Raw genomic sequence first — 16,499 nt, 5'->3', positions numbered from 1 at the left:
ATGACTCAACAATCTAAGGAAACAACAGATTTTGGTTTCCAAACCGTTGACAAAGATGAAAAACAAACCATGGTGGCCAAGGTTTTTCACTCTGTTGCATCTAAATACGATTTAATGAATGACTTAATGTCTTTTGGCATCCATCGTGTCTGGAAACGCTATACCATTGAGGCAAGTGGTGTAAGACGTAATCAACGTGTACTTGACTTGGCAGGTGGAACCGGTGATTTAACGGCAAAATTCTCTCGTTTAGTGGGAGAGAATGGTGAAGTGGTTTTAGCTGATATCAATGACTCCATGTTAAAAATGGGACGTGAGAAACTGCGTGATCACGGTATTGTTGGTAATGTCAGTTATGTACAAGCAAATGCAGAAGAGTTGCCATTCCCTGATGATTACTTTGACTGTATCACTATCTCGTTCGGTTTACGTAATGTGACTGATAAAGCCAAAGCGTTACGTTCTATGTTCCGTGTGCTAAAACCCGGTGGACGTCTATTAGTCCTTGAATTCTCTAAACCCGTTCTTGATCCGCTAAGTAAGATTTATGATGCTTACTCTTTCCATATATTACCAAGAATTGGTCAAGTGATTGTGAATGATGCAGATAGCTATCGCTATTTAACAGAATCTATTCGCATGCACCCAGACCAAGAAACATTAAAAGGAATGATGGAAGAAGCTGGGTTTGATCAGGTTTCCTATACCAATATGACTGGAGGTATAGTTGCATTACACAAAGGGTTTAAATTCTAAGATGGAAAAAGCCACTTTTTCTCATGATATTGCTTCTCAAGTGCTCTATCCACTGATAACTGCATCGATGGAAACGGCACTTAATCATGTTTTATATCAGGAAAATGTGCTTAAACCTGCCCGCAATCGCCTTGCGGGCAAAGTCTTGGCGCTTTCTATTAATGAGTTTCCTCAATCTATCTATTTAATTTTCAGCGAACAGCAAGTTGATGTGTTAACTCAATGGAATGATGAGACTGATTGCACGATAAAAACTAAATTATTAACCTTAATTAAACTCACTGACCGACAAAAGTTGTCTGAATTAATTAATCGTGGTGATATTACCATTGAAGGCGATATGCAGGTGGTACAAAACTGGTCTGCCTTGCTGGATATGGCACCCTGGGAGCCTGCGCAATATTTAGCGCCTTATATTGGTGATTTGGCTGCTGAAGGATTATCGCTTGCAGCAAGTAAAGGGCTCAAATTATTCACTACACTATTTGGCCGACAAAAAGCTTATTTAAGAGACGCTTTGATTGAAGAGTGGAAAACCGCCCCCTCAACATTAGAGACTGTCCATTTTTATGATGAAATAGAACAACTGGCACAGCAAACAGCCGAGTTAGAAAAACGGTTAAGCACCTTGGAGAAAAAATAATGCTCCTCAGTGAGTTAAAGCGCCTTTATCATATTATTAAAGTCTTCTTATCTTATGGGCTTGATGAGTTAATTCCTAAACATCGAATTACCTTGCCTGCAAGATTGGGGTGCCGAGCACTATTTTGGATCAAAAATCAGCATGCCGATAAACCATTAGGTGAGCGCTTACGACTTGCATTACAAACATTAGGGCCTGTTTGGATAAAACTGGGTCAAATGTTATCGACTCGACGTGATCTTTTTCCTCCTCATATCGCTGATCAGTTAGCGTTACTGCAAGATAAAGTAGCCCCTTTTGATGGTAAAAAAGCGCGACAATATATTGAAAAATCATTTGGTGGCCCTATCGATAAATGGTTTGATGATTTTGACGAAACACCTCTTGCTTCTGCGTCTATTGCACAAGTTCATACCGCTACATTGAAAGAAAATGGTAAAGAAGTGGTATTAAAGGTGATCCGTCCTGATATTCAGCCTGTTATTAAAGCGGATATTCGTTTGATGTATCGGTTAGCGAATTTATTGCCATTTTTACCCGATGGGCGTCGGTTACGGCCTAAAGAAGTGATCCGCGAATATGAAAAAACATTACTTGATGAGCTAAACCTATTACGTGAAGCGGCAAATGCCATTCAATTGCGTCGTAACTTTGAAAATAGCTCTATGCTTTATATTCCGGAAGTGTATTCGGATTATTGCCATGAAAATGTAATGGTGATGGAGCGTATTTATGGTATTCCTGTTTCAGATATTGATGCGTTAAATGCCCAAAATACCAATATGAAGCTATTGGCAGAGCGTGGGGTTAAAGTCTTTTTTACTCAAGTATTTAGAGACAGTTTTTTCCATGCAGATATGCATCCAGGTAATGTATTTATCAGTTATGATCATCCGGAAAATCCATACTATATTGGCATTGACTGTGGTATTGTCGGCTCACTGAATAAAGAAGATAAACGTTATTTAGCGGAAAACTTCTTAGCATTCTTTAATCGTGACTATCGTCGTGTGGCTGAGTTACACGTTGATTCTGGTTGGGTACCTGCTGATACCAATGTAGAAGATTTTGAATTTGCTATTCGCACAGTGTGTGAGCCAATCTTTGAAAAACCCTTGTCAGAAATTTCTTTTGGGCATGTGCTACTGAATCTTTTTAATACGGCTCGTCGTTTTAATATGGAAGTACAACCGCAATTGGTTTTACTGCAAAAAACTTTGTTGTATGTTGAAGGCTTAGGTCGTCAGCTTTATCCACAGCTTGACCTTTGGAAAACGGCAAAACCTTTCTTAGAAGATTGGCTACATAGTCAAATTGGTATTACTGCGTTGGTAAATGGTATCAAAAGTAAGGCGCCTTACTGGATTGAAAAGATGCCTGAATTGCCTGAATTGGTTTATGATAGCCTGAAACAACACAAAAATATGAAGTTAACGCTAGAAAAATTGACGGAACAAATAAGTTCACAGAGAGTCAAACAAAGACAGTCCTATTTTTTATTGGGTATGGGAACAACGCTATTTTTATGCGGTAGCCTGTTTTTTGTTTCTGGTTTTAAAACATTATTTAGTGTTTTTATCAGTTTAGGCCTTCTCGCATGGATTTGGGGCTGGTTTAAATCAGGTAATGCACAATAAAAACACATCAAAGTTTGTCTTTGAACAATTTATAATATGAATTCGAGATTCCCGAAAATTGAATTCGATGTATATAATGGGCACTGTTGTAAAGTATAACTCCTAAAATAGTTGAGGAACATAAAATGGGCGGTATTAGCATTTGGCAATTACTCATCATCGCTGTCATCGTAGTCTTATTATTTGGTACTAATAAACTGCGCACTTTAGGCTCAGATTTGGGTGCTTCAGTCAAAGGCTTTAAAAAAGCGATGGGTGACGAAAACCAAAAAGAGACCAACAACGCAGAAAAAACCACGAACGACGCAGATTTTGATACTAAAAATTTAGCGCAGAAGACTTCGACAGAAGAGAAGTCAACCACTGAGAGCAAAAATAAAGAGCAGGTGTAAACCGTGTTTGACATTGGTTTTAGTCAGCTGCTATTGGTCATGGTGATAGGTCTTGTTTTTCTGGGGCCAGAACGATTGCCCGTAGCAGTAAAAACAATTGCTGGCTGGGTAAGGGCATTACGCTCTTTGGCGGCGAATGTGCAAAATGAGCTAACTCAAGAACTAAAACTTCAAGAGCTTCAAGAGAGCCTGAAGAAAGTGGAAGAGAAAGCGAATTTGCAAACATTATCCCCTGAGCTAAAAGCGTCGATGGATGAGTTAAAAGAGGCTGCACAGTCTTTAAAAGAAACTTATCAAGCACCTACAACGCCAGGATCTACAGAGACAGAGCAGTCTGTAAAAACCGACTCTACGGAACCTACGCCTTCTGATTTAGCGGCACTGGCTGAAGCGAATGAAGCGAATGACGATGTTCAACACAGTTCCAAAACGGTAACTGAAAATACAGAACATGTTATTAAGCCAGATGTTCCTGTTACCAAAACAGTAACAGTAGAGAAGAAAACAACTGATCAGGCAAATGGTGAGCACTAAAACATGGCAGTAAATGATACCCAACCGCTGATCAGCCATTTAATAGAACTGCGTAAGCGTCTAATGTACAGCTTAGTTTCAGTTCTAGTGGTTTTTCTGGCTTTGGTTTATTTTTCTAACGATATCTATCAATTAATCTCGGCACCTTTACTTGATAAGTTGCCGCAGGGGTCAAATATGAGTGCGACTGATGTTGCCTCAACTTTTTTGACGCCGATTAAATTGACTATTATGGTATCCGTTTTTGCTTCTGTTCCTGTGATCCTTTATCAGGTATGGGCTTTTATCGCACCAGCACTGTATAAACATGAACGTCGCTTAATGTTACCGTTACTGGTTTCAAGTACCGTATTATTTTATCTCGGTATGGCGTTTGCGTATTTTGTTGTGTTTCCACTTGCATTTGGTTTCTTTGTGAATACTACCCCAGAAGGGGTTAACTTTATTCCAGATATCAGTAAGTATTTAAGTTTCGTAATGACGCTGTTTATGGCGTTTGGGGCCGCATTTGAAGTTCCTATTGCGATCATCTTGCTGTGCTGGAGTGGTGTCACAACACCTGATGCATTAAAGAAAAAACGTCCTTATATCTTAGTGGGTGCTTTTGTTATTGGCATGGTATTAACGCCACCTGATGTTTTTTCTCAAACATTATTAGCAATACCGATGTATTTATTGTTTGAGATTGGTGTCTTGGTGTCCCGTTTTTATGTCAATAATGGCAGAAGAAAAACACCAGAAGAAGAAGCTGAAGAGGCTGAGGCGCAAGCAACAGAACAGCAGAAATAATTTTAGGAAGTGAGTTTTCTAAAAACATAATTTATTAACCCAGCTAAGGCTGGGTTAACTTTTTAGAAAGGCTCTTTTTTAAACTCTTTATTATCAACGGATTTTTTCACTTCATTATTTAATATTTTTAATAGCAAAATAGAGCGAGTTTCGCCGTCTGGCTCTTGGTATATCGCTTTGATCCCCTGAAAAACACCTTCCGTAATTAATACATAATCACCACTATGCGGCACATTTTCTTCACTGTAGATAACTGAAGACGGTGACGGCGATTGTAAGGTATCTATAACCTCTTGTGGCACTGTGACAGGATAGCGTCCAAAGCGCACAAAGGCATTAACACCACGGGTAGAATTTATCGTAGTGGTATGAATGACCTCTGGATCAAATTGAATAAATAGATAATTCGGGAACAAAGGCTCGGTGACCAAAGTTCTTTTATTTCTTATTAACTTTTCTATTGTCACCATCGGCGTAAAGCAGATCACCTGCTGACGTTCTAAGTGTTCGATCGCCCGAGCGATTTGTCCGCGTTTACAATACAGAAGGTGCCAGTTTTTCATAATAGAGACAAAGGGTTAGTTGATCTTAATTAGGAGGATAATAGCAAATTTATGATAAAGGTAACAGTCATCTGTCGGTAAATGTAACAAGTGAAATGCAATTTTATACTAGAAAATGATCACTGAAACCGTGTTCAGACGCAATAAATGCAGTGGTTTTGAGAAGTTTCAATCTTATCTCAGATAGAGGTAACAAGTTGACAAAAAAATGATGGCAAAAACAAGAAAAAACTCCCAAGATAATTATCTTAGATCCTGATCCATAATTATAAAGAGGTTTTCAAATGGAAGTTTTTTTATTGAGTAATGGGAAGATTGCCGGGGACCCACAATGGTTAAGTTACGCCAAAGATAATATCGACAGCATGATTAAAAAGCGTGGTATTCGTTCTGCCGTGCTTATTGCATATGCGGTTATTCGTTCTGATCACGACCAACGTGCTCGTGAATTATCAGAAGTATTAGGTATTGAAGTGACTTGTATTGAACATTTTGATTCAGAAGTGGAAGCCATTAACAATGCTGAGTGTATTTTAGTTAGTGGGGGGAATACGTGGTTATTAAACCAAATGCTGCATGAGAAAGGATTAGTGGTTCCTATCCAGCGTGCAGTTCGTGAACGTAATATCCCTTATATCGGTTGGAGTGCGGGTTGTAATGTTGCCACTCCGACTATCCGTACTACAAATGATATGCCTGTGCGCTGTTCTGTTGTTATGCCTTCACTGGGATTATTCCCTGTACAAATTAACCCGCACTATATTGATGCCACCATTAGTGGACATATGGGCGAAACTCGAGATGAGCGTATTGCGGAGTTTTGTGCGATGAACCCAGACGAGATAGTGGTTGCCATTCGTGAAGGTAGTTACTTATATATTCAGGGTGAAGAGTTACGTTATTACAGCGCTAAAAATGAAGGCTTTAAAATTTTCCAACATGGAAAAACTTTTCCAGAACAGTTTGATACAAAAATGTTGGCAAAATGGGTTCCATTTCGCTGTTTATAATAATAATTTGCAATCTCATATAAAAGGCATTGCTTTTTAGTGAGTTATGCGTTTAGCTTATAGTGTTTCAAAGAGGGCTTTGCCCTCTTTTCTCTCACTCACTGGCTCGTAAGATTATGATGAAATACCGCGATTTAAGAGATTTCCTTTCATTACTCGAAGAAAAAGGTGAATTAAAACGCATCACCTTTGAAATAGATCCCTACCTTGAAATGACCGAAATAGCGGACAGAACATTACGTGCTGGTGGGCCTGCACTGTTATTTGAAAATCCTAAAGGGTTTGATATGCCAGTGCTATGTAATTTATTTGGTACACCTGAGCGTGTTGCTATGGGGATGGGGCAAGATGATGTTAAAGCCTTACATGAAGTGGGTAAGCTATTAGCATTTTTAAAAGAGCCTGATCCTCCGAAAGGATTTCGTGATCTTTTTGATAAGTTACCTAAATTTAAGCAAGTTTTAAATATGCCAACTAAGCGCCTGAGCAAAGCCCCTTGTCAGGAGGTTGTGTTAACTGGCGATGATGTTGATTTAACTAAGATCCCCGTGATGCATTGTTGGCCTGAAGATGCAGCCCCTTTGATTACATGGGGACTTACAGTAACGCGAGGGCCTTTTAAAGAGCGCCAGAATTTAGGTATTTATCGCCAACAAGTGCTTGGCAAAAATAAGGTGATTATGCGTTGGTTATCTCATCGCGGTGGCGCGTTAGATTTCCAAGAATGGTGTCAAAAACACCCAGGAGAACGTTTTCCCGTTTCTGTTGCATTAGGGGCTGATCCTGCGACAATTTTAGGTGCCGTAACGCCAGTACCAGATACATTATCTGAATATGCCTTTGCTGGATTATTGCGAGGTAATAAAACAGAAGTCGTTAAATGCCTTTCCAATGACTTGGAAGTCCCGGCAAGTGCCGAAATTATTCTCGAAGGGTATATCGAACCCGGTGAGCTTGCACCAGAAGGGCCATATGGTGATCATACTGGTTATTATAATGAGATTGACTCTTTTCCAGTATTTACCATAACACATCTAACACGTCGTAAAGATGCTATCTATCACTCTACTTATACAGGGCGTCCACCGGATGAGCCGGCAGTATTAGGCGTTGCGCTTAATGAAGTATTAGTACCGATATTACAAAAACAATTTCCTGAGATTGTCGATTTTTATTTACCTCCTGAAGGTTGCTCTTATCGTTTAGCGGTTGTGACCATGAAAAAGCAGTATGCTGGTCACGCTAAACGCGTAATGATGGGAGTTTGGTCTTATTTGCGACAATTTATGTATACTAAATTTGTGATTGTTTGCGATGATGATGTGAATGCAAGAGATTGGAAAGATGTGATTTGGGCTATCACAACTAGAATGGATCCCGCAAGAGATACCATTATGATGGAAAATACGCCAATTGATTATCTTGATTTTGCTTCACCTGTTTCAGGTTTAGGCTCCAAAATGGGGTTAGATGCGACCAATAAATGGCCCGGTGAAACAGAGAGAGAGTGGGGGCGACCTATCGTAATGACGGATGAAATAAAACAGCGGGTCGATACTATTTGGGAACAGCTCGATATTGTTAAATAATAATAGAGGAACAACATGGCGATACTGAACTGTAAAGTCTCACTCGTTGAGCCGATAACAGATACGGTGTATCGGGTAAGATTATTACCTGATGGCCCATTTGATTTTCAGGCTGGACAATACCTTTTAGCGGTTATGGATGAGCGAGATAAGCGCCCATTCTCTATTGCCTCTATTCCCGAAAATAAAGACTTTATTGAGCTTCATATTGGCGCGTCAGATCTGAATCTTTACGCAATGGCTGTGCTCGATCTTATTTTAGAAACTCAACAATTAAAGATTGATATTCCCCATGGTAATGCGTGGTTTAGACAACAGAGCCAACGTCCTTTGTTGCTTATCGCAGGAGGAACAGGATTTTCTTATACTCACTCTATCTTGCTAGCGGCATTACAAGAAAATCCTCAACGTGCGATAACGCTTTATTGGGGAGGACGAGAGCAGGTACATCTTTATGATCTTAATGAGTTGCAAGATTTAACGGAAAAGTATCCCTCATTATCAGTCGTACCTGTTGTTGAACAACCTGATGACGCTTGGCGTGGTAGAAAAGGGACTGTATTAACGGCAATTAGTGAAGATTTTGGCGATTTATCATCCTATGATATTTATATCGCAGGACGTTTTGAAATGGCTAAAATAGCGCGAGATCGTTTTTGTAATGAGCGTAATGCTGATAGAGAACGCTTATTTAGTGATGCTTTTGAGTTTATTTAATAAGCAATAACGATAAAAAAACCATAAAAAAACCATAAAAAAACCCGCCCCTGACGGCGGGAAAATGGTTAAAAAACCAAGCAATCAAACATGTCAACCAAGTGATATTACTCAAAATGAAAAATCATCTTGATTAAACTCGCTCAATAATGGTTGCTATCCCTTGGCCTAATCCAATACACATTGTCGCTAATCCTAATTGTGCATCTTTACGCTCCATAATATTTAATAGCGTGGTGGTTATTCTGGCACCAGAACAACCTAATGGATGCCCAAGTGCAATAGCACCACCATTAAGATTGATTTTGTCATCAATGCTATCGAGTAAGTTCATTTTTTTCATGCAAGCTAAGGATTGCGCTGCAAAGGCTTCGTTAAGTTCAAAGATATCAATATCACTGAGGGTTAACCCTGCTTTCTTTAGCGCTATTTCAGTGGCAGGAACGGGACCATATCCCATGATTGCCGGATCACAACCTGTTACCGCCATCGAACGAATAATTGCACGGGGTTTTAAATGATGTTGCTTAGCATAACTTTCGCTCGTGATAAACATCGCGGATGCCCCATCAGAGACGGCCGATGAATTCCCCGCAGTGACGGAGCCCGTGGCGGGATCAAACACGGGTCTAAGTTGTGCTAATTCATCAAGGCTTGGGTTATAACGGATAACTTCATCCGTGCTGACGCGTATAAAATCTCCTGCTGCATCATGACCATTAATGGCAACAAGTTCGTTGTCAAAATAGCCTTTTTGGGTCGCGAGGGCGGCTAAATGGTGTGAGCGATAGGCGAATTTGTCTTGTTCTTCACGAGATATTTGAAATGATTTTGCTAACATTTCTGCAGTTAACCCCATTGAGAATGAAGCCTTTGCCACAGAAAGATTTAATGCTGGGTTAAAGTCAGCATTATAGGTCATCGGTACATGACCCATATGTTCAACGCCACCAATTAAAGCAACTTGGCTCTCTCCTAACATAATTTGGCGAGCACCGTCATGCAAGGCTTGCATCGAAGAGCCACATAAACGATTGACGGTTACTGCCGGAACTTTATGCGGTAATTCTGCTAATAGTGCGGCATTACGTGCAATATTAAAGCCTTGCTCTAAAGTTTGTTGCACACAGCCCCAAATCACATCGCCAATATCATTGGGATCAATATCAGGGTTACGCTTAAGCAAAGCTTGCATTAATTGCGCAGAGAGATTTTCAGCTCTTACATGGCGAAATGCCCCGCCTTTTGAACGTCCCATTGGGGTGCGAACACCATCAATTATGACAACCTTTTCCATTTCTTCTCTCCTTAAGCGAGTTCTCTGATGTTAACATCTACTTTTGCAGGCTTTGGATAGTAGGTTTCGTTACGTAATGCTTTTTGTTTTAAGCTCTCAGGAATTTGGTAAAGTGGCCCTAATTCTGAGTATTGCTCTGCATTTGCAACAAATTGTGCTAATCCAATGGTATCGAGGTAACGGAAGACACCACCACGGAAAGGAGGGAAGCCTAAACCATACACTAATGCAATATCGGCTTCTGCAGGTGAGGCGATAATGCCTTCATCTAAGCAACGAATAACTTCATTGATCATTGGGATCATCATACGAGCAATAATAGTGTCTTGGTTAAATTCCTGTTTTTTGCCGACATGATGTTCAATAAGGCTGTGAATATCGTTATCTACCTGCTTTTGTTTTTTACCACGCTTATCAATAGTGTAGTCATAGAAACCATGATTATTTTTCTGACCATAGCGTTGTTGTTGATATAAAAGCGCAATAACGTCTTTATCAATACTTCCCATTCTGTCTGGGAAACCTTGAGCCATCACTGCTTGAGCATGATTCGCTGTATCGATACCGACAACATCCAGTAAATAAGCCGGACCCATTGGCCAGCCAAAGGCTTTTTCCATCACTTTATCTACAGCAATAAAATCAGCACCATCTCTTAATAAAAGAGAAAACCCGGCGAAATAAGGGAAGAGCACGCGATTGACAAAGAACCCCGGACAGTCATTAACAATGATTGGCGTTTTACCCATTTTGCTAGCATAACTGACAATGCGATTAATCGTCTCTTCGCTGGTTTTTTCACCTTTAATGATCTCAACTAAAGGCATGCGGTGAACGGGATTAAAGAAGTGCATTCCACAGAAATTTTCAGGGCGTGTTAGTGATTTGGCAAGTAGCGAAATGGGGATTGTTGAGGTATTCGAAGCAAGTACAGCATGATCAGCAAGGAGCGCTTCGGTTTCAGCAAGTACAGAGGCTTTTACTTTAGGGTTTTCAACCACCGCTTCGACCACAATTTGTGCATCAGCTACACTGGCATAGTTTAAGGTAGGATGAATAGAGGCGAGGGTTTTTGCCATATCAACGGCACTCATACGTCCTTTTTCTTGACGTTTTTGTAACAGACTGAGTGCTTCTGTCATACCCAATTCAAGGGAGTTGGCATTAATATCTTTCATGGTAACAGGAATGCCTTTTAGTGCAGATTGATAGGCAATTCCGCCACCCATGATCCCCGCGCCTAATACTGCCGCTTGTTTTGGTAAGCTAGCATGACGTTTTTTAGTAATACCTTTCACATATTGATCATTAAGGAAAATACCCACTAATGCTTTGGCAACATCGGTGCGGGTCAGTTTGACAAAGTTTTCTGTTTCCAATTCAAGTGCCGCTTTTCTATCTAGAAATGCGGCTTTTTCTATCGTATTAACGGCGGTCATTGGGGCTGGATAATGAGGGCCTGCGACTTTCATCACCATGCCTTTTGCCACAGCAAATGACATTTTATGTTCAAGTTCCGTTAATCTTAATGCCACAGTTTTAGGTTGACGAGCAGCTTGCCAGTCAAATTTGCCATCAATGGCTTGCTCTATCAGTGAAATGGCACTTTCTTTTAGCTTATCAACAGGGACAATAGCTTGAATTAAGCCATTCTTAAGTGCCGTTTCGGCATTAATATCTTTACCTGCGGTAATAATTTCTAAGGCATTATCAACGCCAATAAGGCGAGGTAGCCGAACAGAGCCACCAAAACCCGGCATAATACCAAGTTTTGTTTCGGGTAAACCAATGCGTAAATCCGGTGATGCAATACGAAAATCCGTTGCTAATACACATTCACAGCCACCGCCTAGGGCATAGCCATTAATGGCAGAAACTGTAGGAACGGGGAGATCTTCTAATCGATTGAAAATATGATTAGCAAAATGTAGCCATTGTGTCAGTTCTTCAACGGGTGCATCAAAAAGTGATAAAAATTCGGTAATATCGGCACCAACAATAAAGGCGGGTTTTTCTGAACGTAAAATAACCCCTTTTAGATCAGATGTGTTTTCTAATACTGTTAACGCTTCGCTTAACATTGCCACCGTTTTTGTATCTAATTTATTAATAGAACCGCTAGCATTGAAAACGAGCTCAACAATACCTTGCTTCACCCAATCGGCTTGAATATTTTCGCTTTGATAGAGCATTTGTATTCTCCCTAAAGTATAAACTGGTATGACCAGATAATTAGAGTGTGAATACAATGTTAATTAATTGCAAATATTTGATTAAGGAAATGTAGGGCTGATCACAATGAAATTATCTAATATATTGATTTTTATATGATTGGTTTAAATGAATAAATCAGCATAATTAAGGACCGTAAAAACATAGTAATAAGTCATGGTAAGCTATTTTTGCTATGGTGTTACCCTGTAAAAGAGTTGGCGTGTTAAGCTGAATAATTAACAATAAATAAAGATAGGTGATTAGTAATGGAAAAATTGCTTTCTCTGTATCAAGAACATATCAAAACACTACAAAATCGTACTCGTGATGCTTTATCTAGACACCACCTTGATAATGTCTTGATTCACTCTGGTGAACCTATTGGTGTTTTCCTTGATGATAGTGATTACCCTTTTAAAGTGAATGCACACTTTAAAGCGTGGGTGCCAGTAACTGATGTGCCACATTGTTGGTTATTGGTTGATGGTGTCAATAAACCAAAACTCTGGTTCTATTCACCTGTTGATTATTGGCATAGTGTTGAAGCTTTACCAAGTAGCTATTGGACCCATGAAATTGAGCTGATCCATTTAAAAAATGTCGATGATATTCAAAAAGAGCTAGCACCTTTTATTAATAAAAATACTGCTTATATTGGGCCAAATACACAACGGGCTGATTCATTAGGTGTCAGTCTTGATAATGTTAATAACCAATCTCTTCTTAACTATTATCATTATTATCGTGCTTATAAAACGGGTTATGAACTGGCATGTATGCGCGAAGCGCAGAAAATGGCAGTCAATGGACATATCGCCGCTCGTGAGGCATTCCAAGCTGAGTTAAGTGAATTTGATATTAATATGGCTTATTTAATGGCAACAGGACATCGGGACACAGATGTACCTTATGGCAATATTGTTGCATTAAATGAACATGCTGCTGTTTTGCATTACACCAAATTAGATCATCAATCGCCAGATGAATATCGTAGTTTCCTTATTGATGCGGGAGCAGAGTATAATGGGTATGCTGCGGATATTACGCGTACTTATTCAGCGAAAGAAAATCATGAATTTACTGCTTTAGTCAAAGATATGAATGATGCGCAACAGGCATTGATAGCGACAATGAAAGCGGGAGTACGCTACAGCGAATATCATATTCAAATGCATCAACGTATTGCCGGATTATTACATAAATACGGTATCGTTAAGGGGATTAGCGAAGAAGAGATGGTGAGTGAAGGATTAACAACTCCCTTCTTACCACATGGATTAGGCCATGCGCTAGGTTTACAAGTTCATGATGCGGGTGGATTTATGCAGGATGATAAAGGGACTCATTTAGCTGCGCCAGCCATGTATCCTTTCTTACGTTGTACACGTATTGTAGAGCCGGGAATGGTACTTACCATTGAGCCAGGATTCTATTTTATTGATTCGTTATTAGCACCTTGGCGTGAAGGGAAATATCGTAGTCATTTTGATTGGCATTTGATTGAACACTTCAAGCCTTTTGGTGGCATTCGTATTGAAGATAATATTATTATTCACGATAACAAAATTGAAAATATGACAAGAGACTTACATTTAGCCTGATGAAAGCTTATTTGATCCCCGCTGAAACGGTAGAATTCAGTGAAGAAATAAAGAAGAGCCGTTTTATTACATTTATTGCTCATACTGAAGGGATTGAGGCTGCCAAAGCGTATATCCAATCAATTAAAGCGCAGTTTCCCGATGCTCGGCATCATTGTTGGGCATTTGTTGCTGGAAGACCGGATGATTCACAACAGTTAGGTTTTTCTGATGATGGTGAACCAACAGGCACGGCGGGAAAACCTATTCTAGCACCCCTGTTAGGGAGTGGTATGGGAGAGGTGACTGCGGTTGTGGTACGTTATTTCGGCGGGATCAAATTAGGCACTGGCGGATTAGTTCGTGCTTATGGCAATGGGGTACAGCAGGCATTAAAACTTTTGCCAACGAAAACCAAAGTACCTCAGCGCCGATTTCTTGTGGAGTGTGAATATTCCTTAGTGTCATTACTTGAGCAAGTTATTGCAGAATATCAAGGGAAGATCCTCTCTAGTGAATATACTGATAAAGTCACTTTTGAACTATCATTGCCAGCAGTAGAGAGTGAAAAAGTTGAAAGTAAACTACGCGATATCAGTCGTGGCAGTATGCAATTAATATGTTTAGAACCGAATGAATAATCGTTGCTACCAAGGAAATCGCTAAATGCATTTTCGTTCAATAACCCGAATTGTTGGGCTACTTGTTATTTTATTCTCTGTCACGATGATCATCCCCGGTATCGTTGCGTTGATCTATCGGGATGGTGCAGGACGAGCATTTAGTCAGACATTTATTGTCGCTCTTATTATTGGGCTAATGTTGTGGATCCCCAATCGAAACAATAAAAGTGATCTAAAACCCAAAGAAGGTTTTCTTATTGTGGTTTTATTTTGGACTGTGTTAGGCAGCGTAGGGGCATTGCCTTTTATTTTTTCGGAACAACCTCATCTATCGATTACCGATGCCTTTTTTGAATCTTTTTCCGGATTAACAACCACAGGGGCTACGACACTTGTTGGGTTGGATAGCTTACCTAAAGCGATTTTATTTTATCGCCAAATGCTGCAATGGTTAGGGGGAATGGGGATCATCGTATTAGCGGTGGCAATTCTTCCACTGTTAGGCGTTGGGGGAATGCAGCTTTATCGGGCAGAAATGCCGGGGCCTTTGAAAGACAATAAAATGCGCCCAAGGATCGCAGAAACTGCGAAAGCATTGTGGCTGATTTATGTCTTACTCACTATTATTTGTGCCCTTGCGTTGTGGATTGCGGGTATGGACGTGTTTGATGCTATCTCGCATAGTTTTTCTACCATTGCAATCGGTGGATTTTCTACCCATGATGCAAGCATTGGCTATTTTAATAGTCCAACAATTAACGTCATTATTGGTGTTTTTCTATTAATTTCAGGGTGTAACTTTGCTTTACACTTTTCGGTTTTAACAGGGCGAAGCCTCAATATTTATTGGCGTGATCCTGAATTTCGCATGTTTATCTTTATACAGCTCGGATTAGTGATTATTTGTAGCCTTATTCTATGGCTCTATTCGGTATATGACTCTGGATGGACAACAATTAATCAAGCTTTTTTCCAAGTTGTTTCAATGGCAACAACCGCAGGGTTTGCAACAGATAGTTTTGCCCAATGGCCAACTTTTTTACCTCTGTTACTGTTGTGCTCTGCCTTTATCGGGGGCTGTGCTGGTTCAACGGGGGGGGGGTTAAAAGTAATCCGCATCTTACTGCTATTTTTACAAGGCTCTCGTGAATTAAAACGTCTTGTACACCCTAATGCGGTTTATACGATTAAACTAGGACATCGAGCATTACCAGAGCGTATTATAGAAGCGGTTTGGGGCTTTTTCTCAGCATATGCTTTAGTGTTTATTATTAGCTTAATGCTATTAATAGCGACAGGTGTTGATGAGTTTTCTGCTTTTTCTGCTATTGCTACAACACTTAATAATTTGGGTCCAGGATTAGGTATTGTTGCTGATAACTTTACAACAATGAATCCAGCCGCTAAGTGGATACTTGTTGTCACCATGTTATTTGGCCGATTAGAAGTTTTCACATTATTGGTTTTATTTACACCAACATTTTGGCGTGATTAACCAAAAACAAGGAGTGATGTATGAGCGCGCTGTTGCTGTACTGCAGTACAGATGGTCAAACTAAAAAAATAATGACGCACATAGCTAATGAACTAAGACAACAGGGCTATGAATGTGATGTAAGAGATTTAACTGCTGTTCACCATAGCCTTAATTTATCTGCTTATAATAAAGTGTTAGTTGGGGCATCAATTAGATATGGCTATTTTAATAAAGTACTGGATAAATTTATTACCCAACACCTTTCTCAATTAAATAGTATGCCATCCGCCTTTTTTGGGGTGAACCTTACGGCAAGAAAAGCTGAAAAGAGTACACCCGAAACCAATGCTTATATGCGTAAGTTTTTAGATAAGACTCCATGGAAGCCTAGATTAACAGGTGTTTTTGCAGGCGCGCTTCTTTACCCACGTTATAAATGGATTGATAGAGTGATGATCCAGCTTATTATGAAGATGACTAAGGGTGAAACCGATCCAACAAAAGAGATCGAATATACTGATTGGAATAAAGTTAGCGAATTTGCGACAAAATTTTCCAAAATTGAGTGATATCTGTTCGTTGTGACCTGTTTTTTGTACGTATTGTTGGGGTTTTAATCGAACGGTGAATTTTTTTCAAAAAACACTTGCGCTAATCTGAGAAGCCCCTATAATGCGC

Annotated in this window: 16 protein-coding genes; 13 read left to right on the top strand and 3 right to left on the bottom strand. The window is 39.8% G+C overall.

The genetic code is table 11. From position 1 onward, the window contains the following. From ubiE to tatC, 6 genes are all read left to right on the top strand, one after another. Nucleotides 1-756, top strand: coding sequence for a bifunctional demethylmenaquinone methyltransferase/2-methoxy-6-polyprenyl-1,4-benzoquinol methylase UbiE (gene ubiE / locus HMPREF3129_RS10650; protein ID WP_004246121.1), 756 nt, complete (start codon nt 1-3; stop codon nt 754-756). A 1-nt stretch (nt 757) separates the two neighbouring features. Then, complete coding sequence (locus HMPREF3129_RS10645) at nt 758-1,399, top strand: ubiquinone biosynthesis accessory factor UbiJ (protein WP_004246120.1); 642 nt, start codon at nt 758-760, stop codon at nt 1,397-1,399. After that, nucleotides 1,399-3,036 carry a ubiquinone biosynthesis regulatory protein kinase UbiB gene (ubiB, locus tag HMPREF3129_RS10640; protein WP_004246119.1) on the top strand — a complete coding sequence of 546 codons (1,638 nt, stop codon included), beginning with the start codon at nt 1,399-1,401 and terminating at the stop codon, nt 3,034-3,036. The genes HMPREF3129_RS10645 and ubiB overlap by 1 nt, the downstream gene beginning before the upstream one ends. A 125-nt stretch (nt 3,037-3,161) precedes the next feature. After that, on the top strand, nt 3,162-3,428 hold the full coding sequence (tatA, locus tag HMPREF3129_RS10635; RefSeq protein WP_004246118.1) for a Sec-independent protein translocase subunit TatA: 267 nt from the start codon (nt 3,162-3,164) through the stop codon (nt 3,426-3,428). A 3-nt stretch (nt 3,429-3,431) separates the two neighbouring features. After that, a complete protein-coding gene (tatB, locus tag HMPREF3129_RS10630; RefSeq protein WP_004249526.1) occupies nt 3,432-3,962 on the top strand; it encodes a Sec-independent protein translocase protein TatB in 531 nt (176 codons plus the stop codon). Nucleotides 3,963-3,965: 3 nt separating this feature from the next. Then, on the top strand, nt 3,966-4,751 hold the full coding sequence (gene tatC, locus HMPREF3129_RS10625) for a Sec-independent protein translocase subunit TatC (RefSeq protein WP_004246116.1): 786 nt from the start codon (nt 3,966-3,968) through the stop codon (nt 4,749-4,751). A 62-nt stretch (nt 4,752-4,813) separates the two neighbouring features. Here the strand turns inward: tatC and rfaH are convergent, their stop codons facing one another. Then, nucleotides 4,814-5,314: a transcription/translation regulatory transformer protein RfaH gene (gene rfaH / locus HMPREF3129_RS10620; protein WP_004249522.1), complete on the bottom strand. Its 501-nt coding sequence runs from the start codon at nt 5,312-5,314 to the stop codon at nt 4,814-4,816. 284 nt (nt 5,315-5,598) lie between these two features. Between rfaH and pepE the strand changes: the two genes are divergently transcribed. The 3 genes from pepE to fre all read left to right on the top strand — a co-directional run bounded on the left by pepE (nt 5,599) and on the right by fre (nt 8,630). Then, a complete protein-coding gene (gene pepE, locus HMPREF3129_RS10615) occupies nt 5,599-6,324 on the top strand; it encodes a dipeptidase PepE (protein WP_004246111.1) in 726 nt (241 codons plus the stop codon). Nucleotides 6,325-6,443: 119 nt separating this feature from the next. After that, nucleotides 6,444-7,913 carry a 4-hydroxy-3-polyprenylbenzoate decarboxylase gene (gene ubiD / locus HMPREF3129_RS10610; RefSeq protein ID WP_012368791.1) on the top strand — a complete coding sequence of 490 codons (1,470 nt, stop codon included), beginning with the start codon at nt 6,444-6,446 and terminating at the stop codon, nt 7,911-7,913. Between the two features lie 15 nt (nt 7,914-7,928). Beyond that, nucleotides 7,929-8,630, top strand: coding sequence for an NAD(P)H-flavin reductase (fre, locus tag HMPREF3129_RS10605; protein ID WP_004246107.1), 702 nt, complete (start codon nt 7,929-7,931; stop codon nt 8,628-8,630). Between the two features lie 133 nt (nt 8,631-8,763). Here the strand turns inward: fre and fadA are convergent, their stop codons facing one another. Both fadA and fadB read right to left on the bottom strand, forming a co-directional pair. Then, entirely contained in the window at nt 8,764-9,927 is a 1,164-nt protein-coding gene (gene fadA, locus HMPREF3129_RS10600; protein ID WP_004246106.1) for an acetyl-CoA C-acyltransferase FadA, read from the bottom strand. 11 nt (nt 9,928-9,938) lie between these two features. Continuing rightward, nucleotides 9,939-12,119, bottom strand: coding sequence for a fatty acid oxidation complex subunit alpha FadB (fadB, locus tag HMPREF3129_RS10595; protein ID WP_004246105.1), 2,181 nt, complete (start codon nt 12,117-12,119; stop codon nt 9,939-9,941). A gap of 288 nt (nt 12,120-12,407) precedes the next feature. On the opposite strand from fadB, the gene pepQ reads away from it, so the two are divergent. Genes pepQ through hemG form a run of 4 tightly spaced genes read left to right on the top strand, consistent with a single transcriptional unit; the run spans nt 12,408 to nt 16,390 of the window. Beyond that, on the top strand, nt 12,408-13,742 hold the full coding sequence (pepQ, locus tag HMPREF3129_RS10590; RefSeq protein WP_004249521.1) for a Xaa-Pro dipeptidase: 1,335 nt from the start codon (nt 12,408-12,410) through the stop codon (nt 13,740-13,742). Further along, nucleotides 13,742-14,362, top strand: a complete 621-nt coding sequence (locus tag HMPREF3129_RS10585; RefSeq protein WP_004249519.1) for an IMPACT family protein — start codon at nt 13,742-13,744, stop codon at nt 14,360-14,362. Before pepQ ends, HMPREF3129_RS10585 begins: the two co-directional genes overlap by 1 nt. Before the next feature lie 25 nt (nt 14,363-14,387). Beyond that, nucleotides 14,388-15,839 carry a Trk system potassium transporter TrkH gene (gene trkH / locus HMPREF3129_RS10580; protein ID WP_004252906.1) on the top strand — a complete coding sequence of 484 codons (1,452 nt, stop codon included), beginning with the start codon at nt 14,388-14,390 and terminating at the stop codon, nt 15,837-15,839. 20 nt (nt 15,840-15,859) lie between these two features. Continuing rightward, the gene (gene hemG / locus HMPREF3129_RS10575) at nt 15,860-16,390 is read left to right on the top strand and encodes a menaquinone-dependent protoporphyrinogen IX dehydrogenase (RefSeq protein WP_004246101.1); all 531 of its coding nucleotides are present in this window, start codon (nt 15,860-15,862) and stop codon (nt 16,388-16,390) included. Nucleotides 16,391-16,499: the final 109 nt, after the last annotated feature.

Origin of the sequence: Proteus sp. HMSC14B05 (assembly GCF_001808035.1) — a bacterium.
Lineage (GTDB): Bacteria > Pseudomonadota > Gammaproteobacteria > Enterobacterales > Enterobacteriaceae > Proteus > Proteus mirabilis.
This window is presented reverse-complemented; position numbering and strand designations above follow the sequence as displayed.

Excerpts from the sequence above, each read along its gene's own strand:
- fadB (WP_004246105.1), bottom strand. The coding sequence starts at position 12,119 with ATGCTCTATCAAAGCGAAAATATTCAAGCCGATTGGGTGAAGCAAGGT.
- fre (WP_004246107.1), top strand. The coding sequence starts at position 7,929 with ATGGCGATACTGAACTGTAAAGTCTCACTCGTTGAGCCGATAACAGAT.
- tatC (WP_004246116.1), top strand. The coding sequence starts at position 3,966 with ATGGCAGTAAATGATACCCAACCGCTGATCAGCCATTTAATAGAACTG.
- fadA (WP_004246106.1), bottom strand. The coding sequence starts at position 9,927 with ATGGAAAAGGTTGTCATAATTGATGGTGTTCGCACCCCAATGGGACGT.
- trkH (WP_004252906.1), top strand. The coding sequence starts at position 14,388 with ATGCATTTTCGTTCAATAACCCGAATTGTTGGGCTACTTGTTATTTTA.
- HMPREF3129_RS10645 (WP_004246120.1), top strand. The coding sequence starts at position 758 with ATGGAAAAAGCCACTTTTTCTCATGATATTGCTTCTCAAGTGCTCTAT.
- tatA (WP_004246118.1), top strand. The coding sequence starts at position 3,162 with ATGGGCGGTATTAGCATTTGGCAATTACTCATCATCGCTGTCATCGTA.
- ubiE (WP_004246121.1), top strand. The coding sequence starts at position 1 with ATGACTCAACAATCTAAGGAAACAACAGATTTTGGTTTCCAAACCGTT.
- pepQ (WP_004249521.1), top strand. The coding sequence starts at position 12,408 with ATGGAAAAATTGCTTTCTCTGTATCAAGAACATATCAAAACACTACAA.
- ubiD (WP_012368791.1), top strand. The coding sequence starts at position 6,444 with ATGAAATACCGCGATTTAAGAGATTTCCTTTCATTACTCGAAGAAAAA.
- HMPREF3129_RS10585 (WP_004249519.1), top strand. The coding sequence starts at position 13,742 with ATGAAAGCTTATTTGATCCCCGCTGAAACGGTAGAATTCAGTGAAGAA.
- ubiB (WP_004246119.1), top strand. The coding sequence starts at position 1,399 with ATGCTCCTCAGTGAGTTAAAGCGCCTTTATCATATTATTAAAGTCTTC.
- pepE (WP_004246111.1), top strand. The coding sequence starts at position 5,599 with ATGGAAGTTTTTTTATTGAGTAATGGGAAGATTGCCGGGGACCCACAA.
- hemG (WP_004246101.1), top strand. The coding sequence starts at position 15,860 with ATGAGCGCGCTGTTGCTGTACTGCAGTACAGATGGTCAAACTAAAAAA.
- rfaH (WP_004249522.1), bottom strand. The coding sequence starts at position 5,314 with ATGAAAAACTGGCACCTTCTGTATTGTAAACGCGGACAAATCGCTCGG.